The sequence below is a fragment of the Metapseudomonas phytobenefica genome, from assembly GCF_043392685.1.
Classification (GTDB): Bacteria; Pseudomonadota; Gammaproteobacteria; order Pseudomonadales; family Pseudomonadaceae; genus Metapseudomonas.
The window spans coordinates 134,946-148,126 of the sequence record NZ_JBHZGM010000002.1; the positions used below are offsets into that span (position 1 = coordinate 134,946).

General features: G+C 66.4%; 14 protein-coding genes. 10 read left to right on the forward strand and 4 right to left on the reverse strand.

All coding sequences use genetic code 11. The features are described from left to right. The first annotated feature begins 39 nt into the window (after nt 1–39). On the forward strand, nt 40–849 hold the full coding sequence (locus tag ACFW0B_RS02730; RefSeq protein WP_449146422.1) for a lysophospholipid acyltransferase family protein: 810 nt from the start codon (nt 40–42) through the stop codon (nt 847–849). A 107-nt stretch (nt 850–956) separates the two neighbouring features. Here the strand turns inward: ACFW0B_RS02730 and ACFW0B_RS02735 are convergent, their stop codons facing one another. Then, nucleotides 957–2,018, reverse strand: coding sequence for an SMP-30/gluconolactonase/LRE family protein (locus ACFW0B_RS02735; protein ID WP_449146423.1), 1,062 nt, complete (start codon nt 2,016–2,018; stop codon nt 957–959). 415 nt (nt 2,019–2,433) lie between these two features. Here ACFW0B_RS02735 and dapA point away from each other — a divergent pair, with 415 nt between their 5' ends. The 6 genes from dapA to ACFW0B_RS02765 all read left to right on the forward strand — a co-directional run bounded on the left by dapA (nt 2,434) and on the right by ACFW0B_RS02765 (nt 7,732). Next, complete coding sequence (dapA, locus tag ACFW0B_RS02740) at nt 2,434–3,288, forward strand: 4-hydroxy-tetrahydrodipicolinate synthase (protein ID WP_449146424.1); 855 nt, start codon at nt 2,434–2,436, stop codon at nt 3,286–3,288. 155 nt (nt 3,289–3,443) lie between these two features. Beyond that, nucleotides 3,444–4,571: a ribonuclease D gene (gene rnd, locus ACFW0B_RS02745; RefSeq protein WP_449146425.1), complete on the forward strand. Its 1,128-nt coding sequence runs from the start codon at nt 3,444–3,446 to the stop codon at nt 4,569–4,571. 47 nt (nt 4,572–4,618) lie between these two features. Beyond that, entirely contained in the window at nt 4,619–4,912 is a 294-nt protein-coding gene (locus ACFW0B_RS02750) for a YcgL domain-containing protein (RefSeq protein ID WP_449146426.1), read from the forward strand. Next, a complete protein-coding gene (locus tag ACFW0B_RS02755) occupies nt 4,912–5,841 on the forward strand; it encodes a D-2-hydroxyacid dehydrogenase (protein WP_449146427.1) in 930 nt (309 codons plus the stop codon). Before ACFW0B_RS02750 ends, ACFW0B_RS02755 begins: the two co-directional genes overlap by 1 nt. A 94-nt stretch (nt 5,842–5,935) precedes the next feature. Further along, on the forward strand, nt 5,936–6,385 hold the full coding sequence (locus ACFW0B_RS02760; RefSeq protein ID WP_449146428.1) for a YcgN family cysteine cluster protein: 450 nt from the start codon (nt 5,936–5,938) through the stop codon (nt 6,383–6,385). A gap of 123 nt (nt 6,386–6,508) precedes the next feature. After that, entirely contained in the window at nt 6,509–7,732 is a 1,224-nt protein-coding gene (locus tag ACFW0B_RS02765; RefSeq protein ID WP_449146429.1) for a hypothetical protein, read from the forward strand. A 266-nt stretch (nt 7,733–7,998) separates the two neighbouring features. Here the strand turns inward: ACFW0B_RS02765 and ACFW0B_RS02770 are convergent, their stop codons facing one another. Further along, on the reverse strand, nt 7,999–8,694 hold the full coding sequence (locus ACFW0B_RS02770) for a type 1 glutamine amidotransferase domain-containing protein (protein WP_449146430.1): 696 nt from the start codon (nt 8,692–8,694) through the stop codon (nt 7,999–8,001). A gap of 41 nt (nt 8,695–8,735) precedes the next feature. Then, nucleotides 8,736–9,110, reverse strand: coding sequence for a YajD family HNH nuclease (locus tag ACFW0B_RS02775; protein ID WP_449146431.1), 375 nt, complete (start codon nt 9,108–9,110; stop codon nt 8,736–8,738). A 133-nt stretch (nt 9,111–9,243) separates the two neighbouring features. Between ACFW0B_RS02775 and ACFW0B_RS02780 the strand changes: the two genes are divergently transcribed. Then, the gene (locus tag ACFW0B_RS02780) at nt 9,244–9,570 is read left to right on the forward strand and encodes a hypothetical protein (protein WP_449146432.1); all 327 of its coding nucleotides are present in this window, start codon (nt 9,244–9,246) and stop codon (nt 9,568–9,570) included. Here the strand turns inward: ACFW0B_RS02780 and ACFW0B_RS02785 are convergent, their stop codons facing one another. Further along, entirely contained in the window at nt 9,571–11,613 is a 2,043-nt protein-coding gene (locus tag ACFW0B_RS02785) for a S9 family peptidase (RefSeq protein ID WP_449146433.1), read from the reverse strand. Nucleotides 11,614–11,708: 95 nt separating this feature from the next. Between ACFW0B_RS02785 and ACFW0B_RS02790 the strand changes: the two genes are divergently transcribed. Together ACFW0B_RS02790 and ACFW0B_RS02795 are read left to right on the forward strand one after the other, a co-directional pair. Then, nucleotides 11,709–12,188 (forward strand): MFS transporter, encoded by a 480-nt coding sequence (locus tag ACFW0B_RS02790; RefSeq protein WP_449146434.1) that lies wholly within the window; start codon nt 11,709–11,711, stop codon nt 12,186–12,188. A gap of 164 nt (nt 12,189–12,352) precedes the next feature. After that, the gene (locus tag ACFW0B_RS02795; protein WP_449146435.1) at nt 12,353–13,126 is read left to right on the forward strand and encodes a class II glutamine amidotransferase; all 774 of its coding nucleotides are present in this window, start codon (nt 12,353–12,355) and stop codon (nt 13,124–13,126) included. The last annotated feature ends 55 nt before the right edge of the window (nt 13,127–13,181 follow it).

A 13,181-nucleotide genomic window follows, 5' to 3' on the forward strand; every position in this document is an offset into this window, starting at 1 on the left:
CGTGCATGAAGTCGCGCGGGGAGAAGATGGGAGAGCTCGATGCCAAGCCTGCAACTGCCGAATGAACGTGCCTCGCTGATCCGCCGCCTTGGCGTGATCCTGGGGACCTTGCTGGTGGTCCTCTACTACTGCTGCCTGGTGCTGGTGCGTGCGCCGCTAAAGCGCCTCGACCGCGCCTGCGTGGATCGCTATACCCGTGCCATGTCGCGCCTGCTGCTGCGCCTGGTGCGCATGGACCTGTCGGTGCACGGTGCGATACCCGATTTCAACGATGGCCGTCGCTACCTGATTCTCTGCAGCCATTCCAGCCACTACGACATCCCGGCCAGCTTCGTCGCCCTGCCGGGGTCGATCCGCATGCTGGCGAAGAAGGAGCTGTTCCGCATCCCCTTCCTCGGCCCGGCCATGCGCGCGGCGGAGTTCCCCTCCATCGACCGGCACAACCGCCGCCAGGCCCTGGCGGACCTGGAAACCGCGCGGCACATGATGGAGAGCGGCATCGTCCTCTGGGCCGCACCTGAAGGCACCCGTTCCGCCGATGGCCGCCTGCTGAAGTTCAAGAAGGGCTGCTTCCACCTGGCCCTGGATACCGACGCCGTGATCATCCCGGTATCCATTCGCGGCATTCACCGCGTGCTGCCGGCGCGCACCTTCCGCCTGAACCTGGGACAGAAGGTGGAAGTGCACGTGGGCGAGCCCATCGACGCCAGCCAGTACGATGCGGCGCGGCTCGACGAGCTGATGGCTGCGACCCGTGCCCGGATGCAGGAGCTGCTGGGGCAGGAGCCTGGTGAAGCCATGAATCCTGTAGGGGCGACTTCCCACCTGCCGCCAGCGCGAGCCTTGTAAGCAGGCAATGTAGGAGCGAGCTTGCTCGCGAAGCTCTTGAGCTCGCCCGTTCGCGAGCAAGCTCGCTCCTACATGTTCGATGCCCCCGTGAGAAAGCCTTCCGTGCCTCAGCGAATCTTCAACTTGCCGATCCGGTCATTGTCCAGGCTACCCAGGTACAGGTAATCCCCCACCGGCTTGGCCGAGGTGACCATGCGCAGGTGGGCGCCGCTGGTGTCGTGCAGGCTGTGGACGATCTCGCCTTTCTCGTTCAGTTGCAGCACCAGGCCGTAGGGCACCGGCTTGGGCCAGAACATGCGCGGCAGCTTGGCGATCTGCGCCTTCAGCCAGGGTTGGGTGTGGAGGAAGTCGGCGTCAGCCTTGCGCGGGGAGGGCAGGGCGACCCAGAAGCTGCCCTGGTGGTCACCCTGGAGGTTATCCGGCAGGCCCGGCAGGTTGTCGATGAAGACGTCGTGGGTACCGGCCTTTTCGCCGCTCAGCCAGTAGCGGGTGATGCGGTAGCGGTAGGTCTCGTTGATCAGCACGAAGTCCTCGTTGGCCGACAGCGCCACGCCATTGGCGAAGTAGAGGTCCTTGAGCAGCACCTCGGTCTTTCCGCTGAGCGGGTCGAAACGCATCAGGCGGCCGTGGGGGCGGGCCTCCAGCAGGTCGAGCAGGTAATCCGGTTGCTGGAACCTGCTGGAGGCGTCGGTGAAGTAGATGCGGCCGTCCTGGGCGATGTCCAGGTCGTCGGTGAAGCGGAAGGGCACGCCGTCGGCTTCGCTGGCCAGCACACTGATGTTGCCTTGCGGGTCGATGCGCAGCAGGCCCTTGTAGGCATCGCCGACGATCAGGTTGCCGGCGGCGTCGAAGTCCATGCCCAGCGGGCGGCCGCCGGTTTCGACGAAGGTTTCCACCTCGCCCTTGTCGTCGAAGCGCACGATGCGGCCATCGTGCAGCCCGGCGTAGAGGCGGCCCTGGCCGTCGACGGCGGTGTCTTCCGGTCCGTGTATCTGGCCCTGGGCGATCAGCTCGGCCTTCATCAGGGTGTCGTTGGGCTCCAGTACGCCGGTCATCGCTGGGGCCTTGGGCGCGTCCCAGGCCAGCGGGTCGATGGGGGAGGGCGTGACAGCAAGGTAGACCGCCACGGCGGCGATCAGCAGGGCGAGCACGCCCAGCAGCTTCTTCATCTTCTTGTATCCGTTGAGGTGGGGTGATGGCCGGGGCCTGTTGTTCTGCGCGGGCTTTTTTAGCAGCCGCCCGTGGCCGGCGCCAGGGCTGAATGTCGTGCCATCAGGCAGGCCACGGTTGACAGCGCCGGGGCGGACTGAGCAGTATCGGTGCCTCGCTTGATCCAACCGAGCCTTTCAATGTCCGCCATCGCCCACTCCGCCGTTTCCGCCCAGGCCTTCCAGGTCCTGGCGTCGGCCCATGGCGTTGGCGCAGGCAAGAAATCCAAGAAACAGTCGCTCATTTGACCGGGGCGCGCTGTCCCGTCAGATGGGCTGACAGGACAGTAGGCGTGAACCGGGACTCCCCCCTTTCGAACCCCCTCCCTGCATCCCTCCGACGGTGACTCTGACGGTCAGCCAAAGGAGATCTGCAATGCCTGTGTTTTCTGGAATCTGGGTTGCCCTGGTGACCCCCTTCAACGATGGCGCCATCGACTTCCCCGCCCTGCGCCGCCTGGCCCGGCACCTGTTGGACGAAGGCGTGGCCGGGCTGGTGGCCTGTGGCACCACGGGCGAGGCGGCGGCGCTGTCGAAGGACGAGCAGCTGGCGGTGCTCGACGCGTTGCTCGAAGAGGTGCCCGGCGAGCGCCTGGTGATGGGGCTGGCGGGCAACAACCTGGCCGAACTGCTGGCGTTCCAGCGCGAGGTGCAGCGTCGCCCCATCGCCGGTGTGCTGGTGCCGGCGCCTTACTACATCCGCCCGTCCCAGGAGGGCCTGCTGGCCTGGTTCGGCGCCATCGCCGATGCCTCCAGCGTGCCGCTGATCCTCTATGACATTCCCTACCGCACCGGCGTACGCCTGGAGCTGGCTACCCTGCGCCAGCTCGCCCGGCACCCGCGGATCGTGGCCATCAAGGACTGCGGCGGCAATCCGGAAACCACCCTGGCGCTGATCGCCGACGGTGAACTGGACGTGCTGACCGGCGAAGACGGGCAGATCTTCACCACTCTGTGCATGGGGGGCCGTGGCGCGATCGCGGCGTCGGCGCATATCCACCCGCGCCGGTTCGTGGAAATGGCCGAATGCATCGGCAAAGGTGAACTTGAGGCCGCGCGTGCGATCTTCCAGAAGATACAGCCACTGATTCGCCTGGCCTTCGCCGAACCCAATCCGGCCCCGGTGAAAAGCCTGCTGGCGATGCAGGGGCTGATCCGCGACGAGTTGCGCCTGCCCATGCAGCCCAGTTCCGAAGCCCTGCGGCAGCGGCTGCGCACGGAACTGGCGTAGGTTATGTACGAAGACTGCCTGCGCTCGACGACTTCTCGTACAAAACCTGGGCGCCCCCCGTGCGGAGCAGCAGCGGCGGGGCGGGAGTGATGCAAGGCGCGAAGCGAGGACCCGGCGCGATATATACTGCGCGCCACTGATTCAAGGAGAGCCCTGTGGCCATCGACATTATCTGGATCCGCGACGACGCTGCGCTGGCCGAACACTGCGCCGCGTGGCGGCGCCTGCCCTTCGTGGCCCTGGACACCGAGTTCATGCGGGTCGACACCTTCTACCCCAGGGCCGGCCTGGTGCAGGTCGGCGACGGTGAACACGCCTTCCTCATCGATCCGCTGCTGATTCGCGACTGGTCGCCCTTCGCCGAACTGCTGGAGGACCGGGCCGTACTCAAGGTGCTGCACGCCTGCAGCGAGGACCTGGAAGTCTTCCTGCGCCTGACCGGCACCCTGCCGCAGCCGCTGCTGGACACCCAGCTGGCAGCCGGTTACCTCGGCATCGGCTACTCCATGGGCTATTCCCGCCTGGTGCAGGCAGTCCTCGGCATCGACCTGCCCAAGGACGAAACCCGTTCTGACTGGCTGCAGCGTCCGCTCACCGAGATGCAGGTGCGTTATGCCGCCGAAGACGCGCAGCACCTGGCCGAACTCTACGTCGCCCTGGAGCCGCGCCTGAGCGAGCCCAAGCGCGCCTGGGTGCTGGAAGACGGCGCCGAACTGGTGGCCAACCTGCGCCGTGAGGTCGTTCCCCAGGAGCTCTACCGCGAAGCCAAGCTGGCCTGGAAGTTGTCTCGTGCCCAGCTCGCCGTGCTGCGCGAGCTTTGCGCCTGGCGCGAGACCGAGGCGCGCCTGCGCGACCAGCCGCGCAACCGCATCCTGCGTGAACACAGCCTCTGGCCCCTGGCGCGCTTCCAGCCGGACAACCTGGTGTCCCTGGCGCGGATCGACGACATGCACCCGCGCACCGTGCGTCAGGACGGCAATACCCTGCTTAAATTGATTCGCGAGGCCGCCGGGACTCCACCGGAACAGTGGCCCGAGGCACTGCCCGAGCCGCTGCCGCCGGAAGCCGCGCCGCTGCTCAAGAAGCTGCGTGCCATCGGCCATGCAGAGGCCGAGCGCCTGGGCATGGCGCCGGAACTGATGCTGCGCAAGAAGCACCTGGAAGCCCTGCTCAAGAGCGGGTTCCCCAACGGCCCCTACAGCCTGCCCGACGGCCTGCGTGGCTGGCGCCGCGAGCTGATGGGCCAGGCCCTGCTGGACGCCCTGGCCACGACCGGCCAATGAACCTATCCGCCGTGCCGTCCGGCACGGCTCGCCCCACGAGCCCGACCATGAAACGTATCTGTTCCATCTACAAAAGCCCGCGCAAGAACGAGATGTACCTCTACGTCGACAAGCGCGAAGCCCTGAGCCGCGTGCCCGAAGCCCTGATCGCCGCCTTCGGCGCCCCGCAGCATGCCTTCGACCTGGTGCTGACCCCCGAGCGCCAGCTGGCCCGCGAGGACATCAACAAGGTGCTGGAGAACATCGAGAAGCAGGGCTTCCACCTGCAGATGCCGCCGGCCCAGGACGAGTACATCGAGCACCTGCCGGAAGAACTGCTGCGGATGAACGACCCCGTCTGATGAAAATCCTCATCGCCGAACAAGAGTTCGCCCTCTACGCCGACCTGCTGCGCACCCAGACCGGTCTGCAGTTCCATGGCGGCAGTGAAGTCGGGAACCTGCTGGACGCCGCGCGGGAATGCCCGGTGTGGCTGGGCGAGCCCGACCTGATGGCGGAGCTGCTGCGCAGGGGCTGCAAGCCGGAGTGGATGCAGTCGACCTGGGCCGGCATCACCCCGCTGCTGGCTGCCGACCTGCCCCAGGACTACCGCTTGACCCGCGCCGTGGGCATCTTCGGCCAGGTGATGGCCGAGTACGTCCTCACCTACCTGCTGGCCCATCAGCGGCAGCTGTTCTCGCGGGTCGCCGCCCAGGCCGAGAAGCGCTGGGACAACCGCCTGCCGCGCAGCCTCGAAGGCAAGAGGGTGCTGATCGTCGGCAGCGGGGATATCGGCCAGAGCGTCGCCGGCTTCCTCGACCCCTTTGGCGTGGAACTCCACGGCATCGCCCGCGAGCCGCGTCCGCTGGAGCCTTTCGAGCGGGTCTTCGGCATGGAGGCGCTGGCCGAACAGGTGGCCTGGGCCGATTGCGTGGTGAACCTGCTGCCGGATACCCCGGCCACCCGCGACATCTACGACGCGGCGATCTTCGCCTGCATGCGCCCGACCGCTCTGTTCATCAATGCCGGGCGCGGCGTGGCGGTGGTGGACCACGACCTGGTGGCAGCCCTGCAGGCCGGCCAGCTGGCGGCCGCGGTGATCGACGTTTGTCGTGAAGAGCCGTTGCCCGCCTGGCACCCGTTCTGGAACGCCCCCAACCTGCTGATCACCGGCCACAGTTCGGCGCCCACGCTGCCTAGCGCCATGGCCCGGCTGTTCATCGACAACCTCAACCACTACCAGGCGGGCGAGCCGTTGCGCGGGCAGGTCAATTTCGAGCGAGGCTACTGAATTCGCCGCGCCGCAACCGACGGTCAGCTATGCTTGGCCGAGACCCTGGACCCGACTAGACTACGCGCCCCCCGAACCGACCCCACCGCACACCATGGCCGCCAAAGTCGAACCCTTCTGGAAGCGCAAGACCCTCGCCCAGCTCGATCAGCAAGAGTGGGAATCCCTCTGCGACGGCTGCGGCCTGTGCTGCCTGCAGAAGCTCGAAGACGAGGACGACGGCAGCGTCTATTACACGCGCATCGCTTGCAAGCTGCTGGACCTGAAGACCTGCCGCTGCACCGACTACGCCAATCGCCGCCAGTTCGTCGCCGACTGCATCCAGCTCACCCCGGCCCAGGCCGACGAGTTCCAGTGGCTGCCGCCCACCTGCGGTTATCGCCTGGTGGCCGAGGGCAAGGACCTGCCGCCCTGGCACCATCTGGTCTGCAATGACCCCGAAGCGGTGCACAAGACGGGCATCTCCCAATCCGGTCGCATGCTCAGCGAGACCAGCGTCTCCGAGGATGATTGGGAGGAATATCTGATTTTCCGCGCAGGCTAGGCGGTTGCAGACCGGCCGCCGCGCTCGCTTTTTTCACTGCGCTGCAGGGCCGGTCACGGATCAAGCCGCCGCCTTTCGAGTCTCAGGGACTGACCGCCACACCCACCAAGGAAGCCATCCTCGATGTCCGCCCGATCCCAGCTCCTGCTGTCCACCGTCCTGCTCACCCTGAGCGCCCCGTTGTGGGCGGCGAAGAAGGTCGATCTCGACTATCAGGTACGCTTTCTGCCCGAGAGCGACCAGGCGGAAGTCAATCTGCTGCTGGAGAAGGGCGACGGCATACGCAGCCTGCGCTTCGACCTGGGCGAGAAGGGCTACTACAGCGACTTCAAGGCCAGCGGCACCTGGAGCCAGGAGGACCCGGGCCACGGCACCTGGGTGCCCGGCAAGGGCAAGGCCAGCCTCAGCTACCGGGTGCGCGTCAGCCATCCCCGTGGCGACGGCCGCTTCGATGCCCGCATGACCCCGGACTGGGCATTGTTGCGCGGTGATGATCTGGTGCCGGCGGCGCGCCTGGACATGGTGGAGGGCGTCGAACTGGTGGCGCGCCTGCAGTTCGAACTGCCCGGCGGCTGGCAATCGGTGGAAACCGGCTGGCCACGCATCGGCAAGAACCGTTTCCGCATCGACAATCCCGAACGCATGTTCGACCGTCCCACCGGCTGGATCCTCGCTGGCAAGCTGGGCAGCCGCCGGGTCACCCTGGGCAATACCGATGTCACCGTCAGCGCCCCGGTAGGCGAGGGCATGCGGCGCATGGACATCCTCACCATGCTCACCTTCGTCTGGCCCCACGCCCAGGCAGTCTTTCCCCGTGAACCGGGCAAGCTGCTGATTGTCGGCGCCGACGACCCCATGTGGCGCGGCGGCCTGTCGGGCCCCAACTCGTTCTTCATGCACTCGGCGCGCCCGATGGTGAGCGAGAACGGCACCAGTTCCCTGATGCACGAGCTGGTGCACGTGCTCAGCCGGATCAGCGATACCGACCGCAGCGACTGGATCAGCGAAGGGGTGGCCGAGTACTACGCCATCGAACTGCTGCGCCGTGCAGGTGGCCTGGGCGAGGACCGTTACGAGGCGATCCGCAAGCAGCTGCGCCAATGGAGCAAGAAGGTGGACAGCCTGCGCGGCGAACATGCCAGCGGCGCCATCACCGCCCGCGCCGTGCTGCTGCTGCAGGACCTGGACAAGGAAATCCGCCTGCGCACCGACGGCAAGCACTCCTTGGACGACGTCACCCGCGGCCTGATGCGCCTGGACAAGGCCAGCACCAGGGACTTCATCGAGATCAGCGAGAACATCATGGGAGGCGCGTCGGACGTGCTGGATACCAAGCTGTTGCGTTGATTGCGGGGCTGTCGCTTTTTCTGGGGGCGAATTGCCCGTAGGAGCTGGCTTGCCAGCGAATGGCCCTTTTTCGCTAGCAAGCTAGCTCCTACAACTCATCCTGCGTTGCTGCAGATCCGTAGGTTGCGGTAGAGCGAAGCGAAACCCAACGCTTCGTGGTCGCGCCGCTGTTGGGCTTCGCAGGCTCAGCACCAACCTACGGCAGAACTTCGTTCTGCTTGGCGAATGAATTCGCCCCTACAAGCATCGATCCGTCGCCATTCGGCTTACATCTCCCCCTTTCGACCGCTCAGCAGTTCCAGCATGGCCGCCGCCGTGGGCTCGGAGGAGGCCGGGTTCTGCCCGGTGATCAGGTTGCCATCGGCGACCACATGGGGCTGCCAGTCGGCCACCTTGGAGTAATGGCCGCCTTTTTCCTTCAGCGCGTCCTCCAGCAGGAAGGGCACCACTTCGACCAGACCGACGGCGATTTCTTCGGAGTTGGAGAAGCCGGTCACCGCGTTGCCCTGCACCAGCGGCGCGCCGTCCGCTGCCTTGGCGTTGAGCAGTACCGCCGGCGCGTGGCACACGGCGCCGATCGGTTTGCCGGCTGCGTAGAAGGCTTCGATCATCGCGATGGAATGCCGGTCGTCCACCAGGTCCCACAACGGACCGTGGCCACCGGGGTAGAAGAGGGCGTCGTAGTCCCCCGGCTCCAGGCCGGCCAGCACCTGGGTGTTGGCCAGCGCCCGGCGTGCCTGGTCATCGTCGCGAAAGCGGCGGGTCGCTTCGGTCTGCGCGTCCGGGTCGTCGCTTTTCGGGTCCAGCGGCGGGTGGCCGCCCTTGGGGGAAGCCAGCACCACCGCGGCGCCGGCATCGCGGAACGCGAAGTAGGGGGCGGCGAATTCCTCCAGCCAGAAACCGGTCTTCTTGCCGGTGTTGCCCAGCTGGTCATGGGAGGTCAGTACCATGAGGATCTTCATCGTGAACTCCTTGCAGGCTCGGTTTCGAACGGCCCGGCGGGCTATTCCTCGCGCTTCAACAGGTCGCCGATGGCGGCGAATGCCTTGTAGGTGGCGCGCGGTCCCTGCCGCGCACCGGGTTGTTCTTCGCTGTGCCACTGCTGATCGGTATAGCGGGAGTGCTCGTTGTCGTGGCAGTAGAGGCAGAGCAATTCCCAGTTAGAGCCGTCGGCCGGATTGTTGTCATGGTTGTGATCACGGTGGTGCACGGTAAGTTCGGACAGGCGCTTGCCGCTGAACTCGCGACCGCAGCGGGCGCAGACCCAGGGAAACAGCTTAAGCGCCTGTTCCCGGTAGCTGTGTTCGCGCCGTTTGCGTTCGTCGGCGAGCAGTTTGTCCAGCTTGCCGGTCGGGGTCGCCGACGGTCCCGTAGTCATCTTCCGCTCCCGTGCCTGAACCTGTGAAAAGTCTAGTTGCGGGGACGCCGGATCGCTGGCATCCCGTCGCGTTGGGAAACGCCCGATCCGGTGGGAACTAGACTGGTTTGAGTGATGAGCAGGAGGCCGCGTCATGACTCGCTCCCGAATTCCTCTGCTGCTGGCGTTGGCCCTGCTCGCCGCTGGCGCGGCGGCGCAGAATCCCCCACTGCTGCGTGCGCCGCTGCAGGCGCCGGCAGGATCGCCCGGAACGGCGAATCCGCAGCCCTATCCGCAGGTGGTGCCGCGCGCGGTCACCAGCCCGTCGCCGCAGAGCGGCAGCCCACACTTGATCAAGCGTCCGGATCAGGAACAGCGCCTGCGCGAGTCCCTGGAGCAGCGCGACCAGCCCATTCCGGTGCTGGAGCAGCAACTGGAACGCAACTCCAGGGGGCTCGGAACCAGCACCGGCAACCCCTGATCAGTTAGCGGAAATGCCCAGCACCTTGAACAGGAAGGCGTATTCCAGCGCCACATCGCGCAGCGCCTGGTAGCGCCCGCTCATGCCGCCGTGGCCGGCGCCGAGGTCGGTCTTGAGCAGCAGCAGGTTGTTGTCGATGCGGGTCGCACGCAGGCGGGCCACCCACTTCGCCGCTTCCCAGTACTGCACACGGCTGTCGTTGTAGCCGGCCACCACCAGCATCGCCGGATAGGCCTGGGCGCGGACGTTCTCGTAGGGCGCATAGCCCTTGATCCGCGCGAACACCTCGGGGTCGTTCGGGTCGCCCCACTCGTCGTACTCGGTCACGGTCAGCGGCAGATCGGGGTTCTGCATGGTGTTCAGCACATCCACGAAGGGCACTTCGGCAATGGCCGCGGCGAAGAGTTCGGGGCGCAGGTTGAGCACCGCCCCGATCAGCAGGCCACCGGCGCTGCCACCGCTGATGGCCAGCTGCGCCCGGCTGGTGTAGCCCTCGGCGATCAGGTGTTCGGCGCAGGCGATGAAGTCGCCGAAGGTGTTGGTCTTGTGCTCCAGCTTGCCGGCGCGATACCAGGCTTCACCCAGCTCGCCACCGCCGCGCACGTGGGCGATGGCGAAGACGAAGCCGCGGTCCAGCAGGCTCAGCCGCGCATGGGAGAACCAGGGGTCGAGGCTCTCGCCGTAGGCACCGTAGCCGTAGAGATAGAGCGGGGCGGGCTTGCCCAGGGTTTCGCGGCGGGCCACCAGGCTGATGGGAACGCGCGTGCCGTCCGCCGCCGTCGTCCATAAACGCTGGCTGACATAGGCGTCGGCATCGAAGGGGCCTTCCACCGGCGTCTCCTTCAGCACTTTCTGTACGCCGCTGGCCAGTTCCAGCTGGCGAATCTGCGCCGGGCGATTCAGGGCTTCGTAGCGCAGGCGGACGAAGGGGCTGTCGAACTCCAGGTTGTCCTGCACATAGAGGCTGTAGGCGGCGTCCGGCAGTTGCAGCGGGTAGGGCTCGGCGCCTTGCGGATGCACCTGGATGATCGGCAAGCCGCCTTCGCGCAGGCTGAGGACGAATCCGCCGGCGTTCAGGCTGACACCCTCCAGCATGCGCGCCTCGTCGTGGGCGATCAGTTCCTGCCAGTGGGCGCGGGTGGGCTCGCTTTCGCTGGCCTGGTAGAGGGCGAAGTTGATGCCGGTCTGGTTGCTGCGCAGCAACCAGACCCATTGCCCGTTCAGCCTGCCGTGGTCGGCGTAGTACTCGTGGTTTTCCTCGCGTGGCGCCAGGCAGGTCCAGGTGCCTTCTGGCGTGTTGGCATCCAGCACCCAGGTTTCGCTGGTGGTCTTGCTGTTCAGCAGCAGGATCAGCTGGCGCTCGGAACTGGCGCGATAGCAGTGGAGGAAGAAGCGGCCGTCGCTTTCCTCGAACACCAGCGTGGCGCCGGCTTCGCCCAGGCGATGGCGGTGCAGGCGGTGCGGGCGGTGGGTGTCGTCCAGCTCGCCGAAGAACAGGGTGGCGCTGTCGTTGGCCCAGGTCATGCTGCCGTCGCAGTGCTCGAAGGGCAGGGCGGTTACCTCGCCGCTGGCCAGTTCCTTGACGAACAGCTGGTAAATCTCGTCGCCGCTGGTGTCCAGGCTGTAGGCCAGACGCGCGTGGTCGGGGCTGACGCTGAAGGCGCCGATGGAGAGGAAGCCGCCGGCCGCCAGCGCGTTCGGGTCCAGCAGCAGCTCCTCGGCCGCCGTGTCCGGGGTGAGGGAACCGTCCGCCGGCCGCGGGCAGCGGTAATGGCGCGGGTACTCGTCGCCGGCAGTGGTGCGCTGGTAGTACAGCCAGGGGCCCCAGGGCACCGGCAGAGACAGATCGGTTTCGCGGATGCGGCCCTTGATTTCCTGGAACAGCGTCTCGCGCAGTTCCTTCTGGTCGGCCAGCTCGGTTTCCAGCCAGGCGTTCTCCGCCTCGAGGTGGGCGAGCACTTCGGGGGCGTCGCGCTCTTCCAGCCAGCGGTAGGGGTCGTCACCGGGTTCGATGCGGGCGATGGGGGCTTGGGACATGGGCATTCTCGAAGGCAGGCGGAGCGGCGACGGCAGGAGCGCCGGAACCGCGAAAAGCGTTTATCATAAGCGCCCTTTTGCCAGCCTTGCCACGGACGCCAATGACTGAACACGACTACCTGCTCGCCTGGTCCGCTTACGGAGTGGCCGCACTTGGCTGCCTGCTGGTGTGGTTCCGCCTGACCGGCTGGATGTGGCGCTGGCTGCGTGAGCCCCTGCGGCTGCTGGTGGCGGTCCTGTTGCTGACCCCGACCATTGTCGACCCGGCCAAGGATCAGTTCGCCCCGGCCGTGGCAATCACCGCCCTGGACCTGGTGTTCAAGGTCGGCAACAACGCCTGGAAGGCGGCGCTCGACCTGACCATGTACAGCATCATCGCCCTGGCCCTGTACCTGGTGTTCGCCGCTATCCGCTGGCCCATCGAGAAGAAGCTCAAGGCGCGCCGCGCCGCGCGCGAGGTCGCACAACAGGCCGATGAAGAGCCGACCCTGCGTGAAATCATGGGTGAAGGCCGGCCCGACGCCGATACCCGCATCGATCAGAACGGCGACCGCCGCCTGCGAGTCGAACCCCGCCTGTAACGCCGGGGCCTTGCAGCCTGGGCACGACACGTTCAGCATGAGCCATTTCCGTGAAAGAGCGCCCATGGATTGCGTGTTCTGTGCCATCACCGCTGGCAAGCTGCCGGCCCATGGAACGCGAAGCCGAACAACTGAAAATCGCCCTGGAGCTGGAATTCTGAACCATGTGTGAATTGCTTGGCATGAGCGCCAACGTCCCCACCGATATCGTCTTCAGCTTCACCGGCCTGATGCAGCGCGGCGGCGGCACCGGCCCGCACCGCGATGGCTGGGGCATCGGCTTCTATGAAGGCCGCGGCCTGCGCCTGTTCCAGGACCCCTCGGCCAGCGTCGAATCCGAAGTGGCGCGCCTGGTGCAGCGCTATCCGATCAAGAGCGAGACGGTGATCGGCCATATTCGCCAGGCCAACGTCGGCAAGGTCTGCCTGTCCAACACCCACCCCTTCGTGCGTGAGCTCTGGGGGCGCAACTGGTGCTTCGCCCACAACGGACAACTGGCCGGCTTCGAGCCGCCGAAAGGCTTCTACAGCCCGGTAGGCGACACCGACAGCGAAGCCGCCTTCTGCAACCTGCTGAACCGCGTGCGCGGTGCCTTCCCCGAACCGGTGATGGCGGAAATCCTCCTGCCGGTGCTGATCCAGGCCTGCTTCGAATACCGCCAGAAAGGGGTGTTCAACTGCCTGCTGAGCGACGGCGACTGGCTGTTCAGCTTCTGCTCCACCAAGCTGGCCCACATCACCCGCCGCGCGCCTTTCGGCCCGGCAAGCCTGAAGGACGCTGACCTGACGGTGGACTTCCAGGCGGAAACCACGCCCAACGACGTGGTGACGGTGATCGCCACCGAGCCCCTGACTGACAACGAAACCTGGAACATCTACCAGCCGGGCGAATGGATTCTCTGGCGCCGCGGCGAGATCGTCACCCAGGGCCGTACCTGAGCCGCTGGGATCAGTTGTAGGTTGTGGCTGAGCTACGCGAAGCCCAACGATGCGG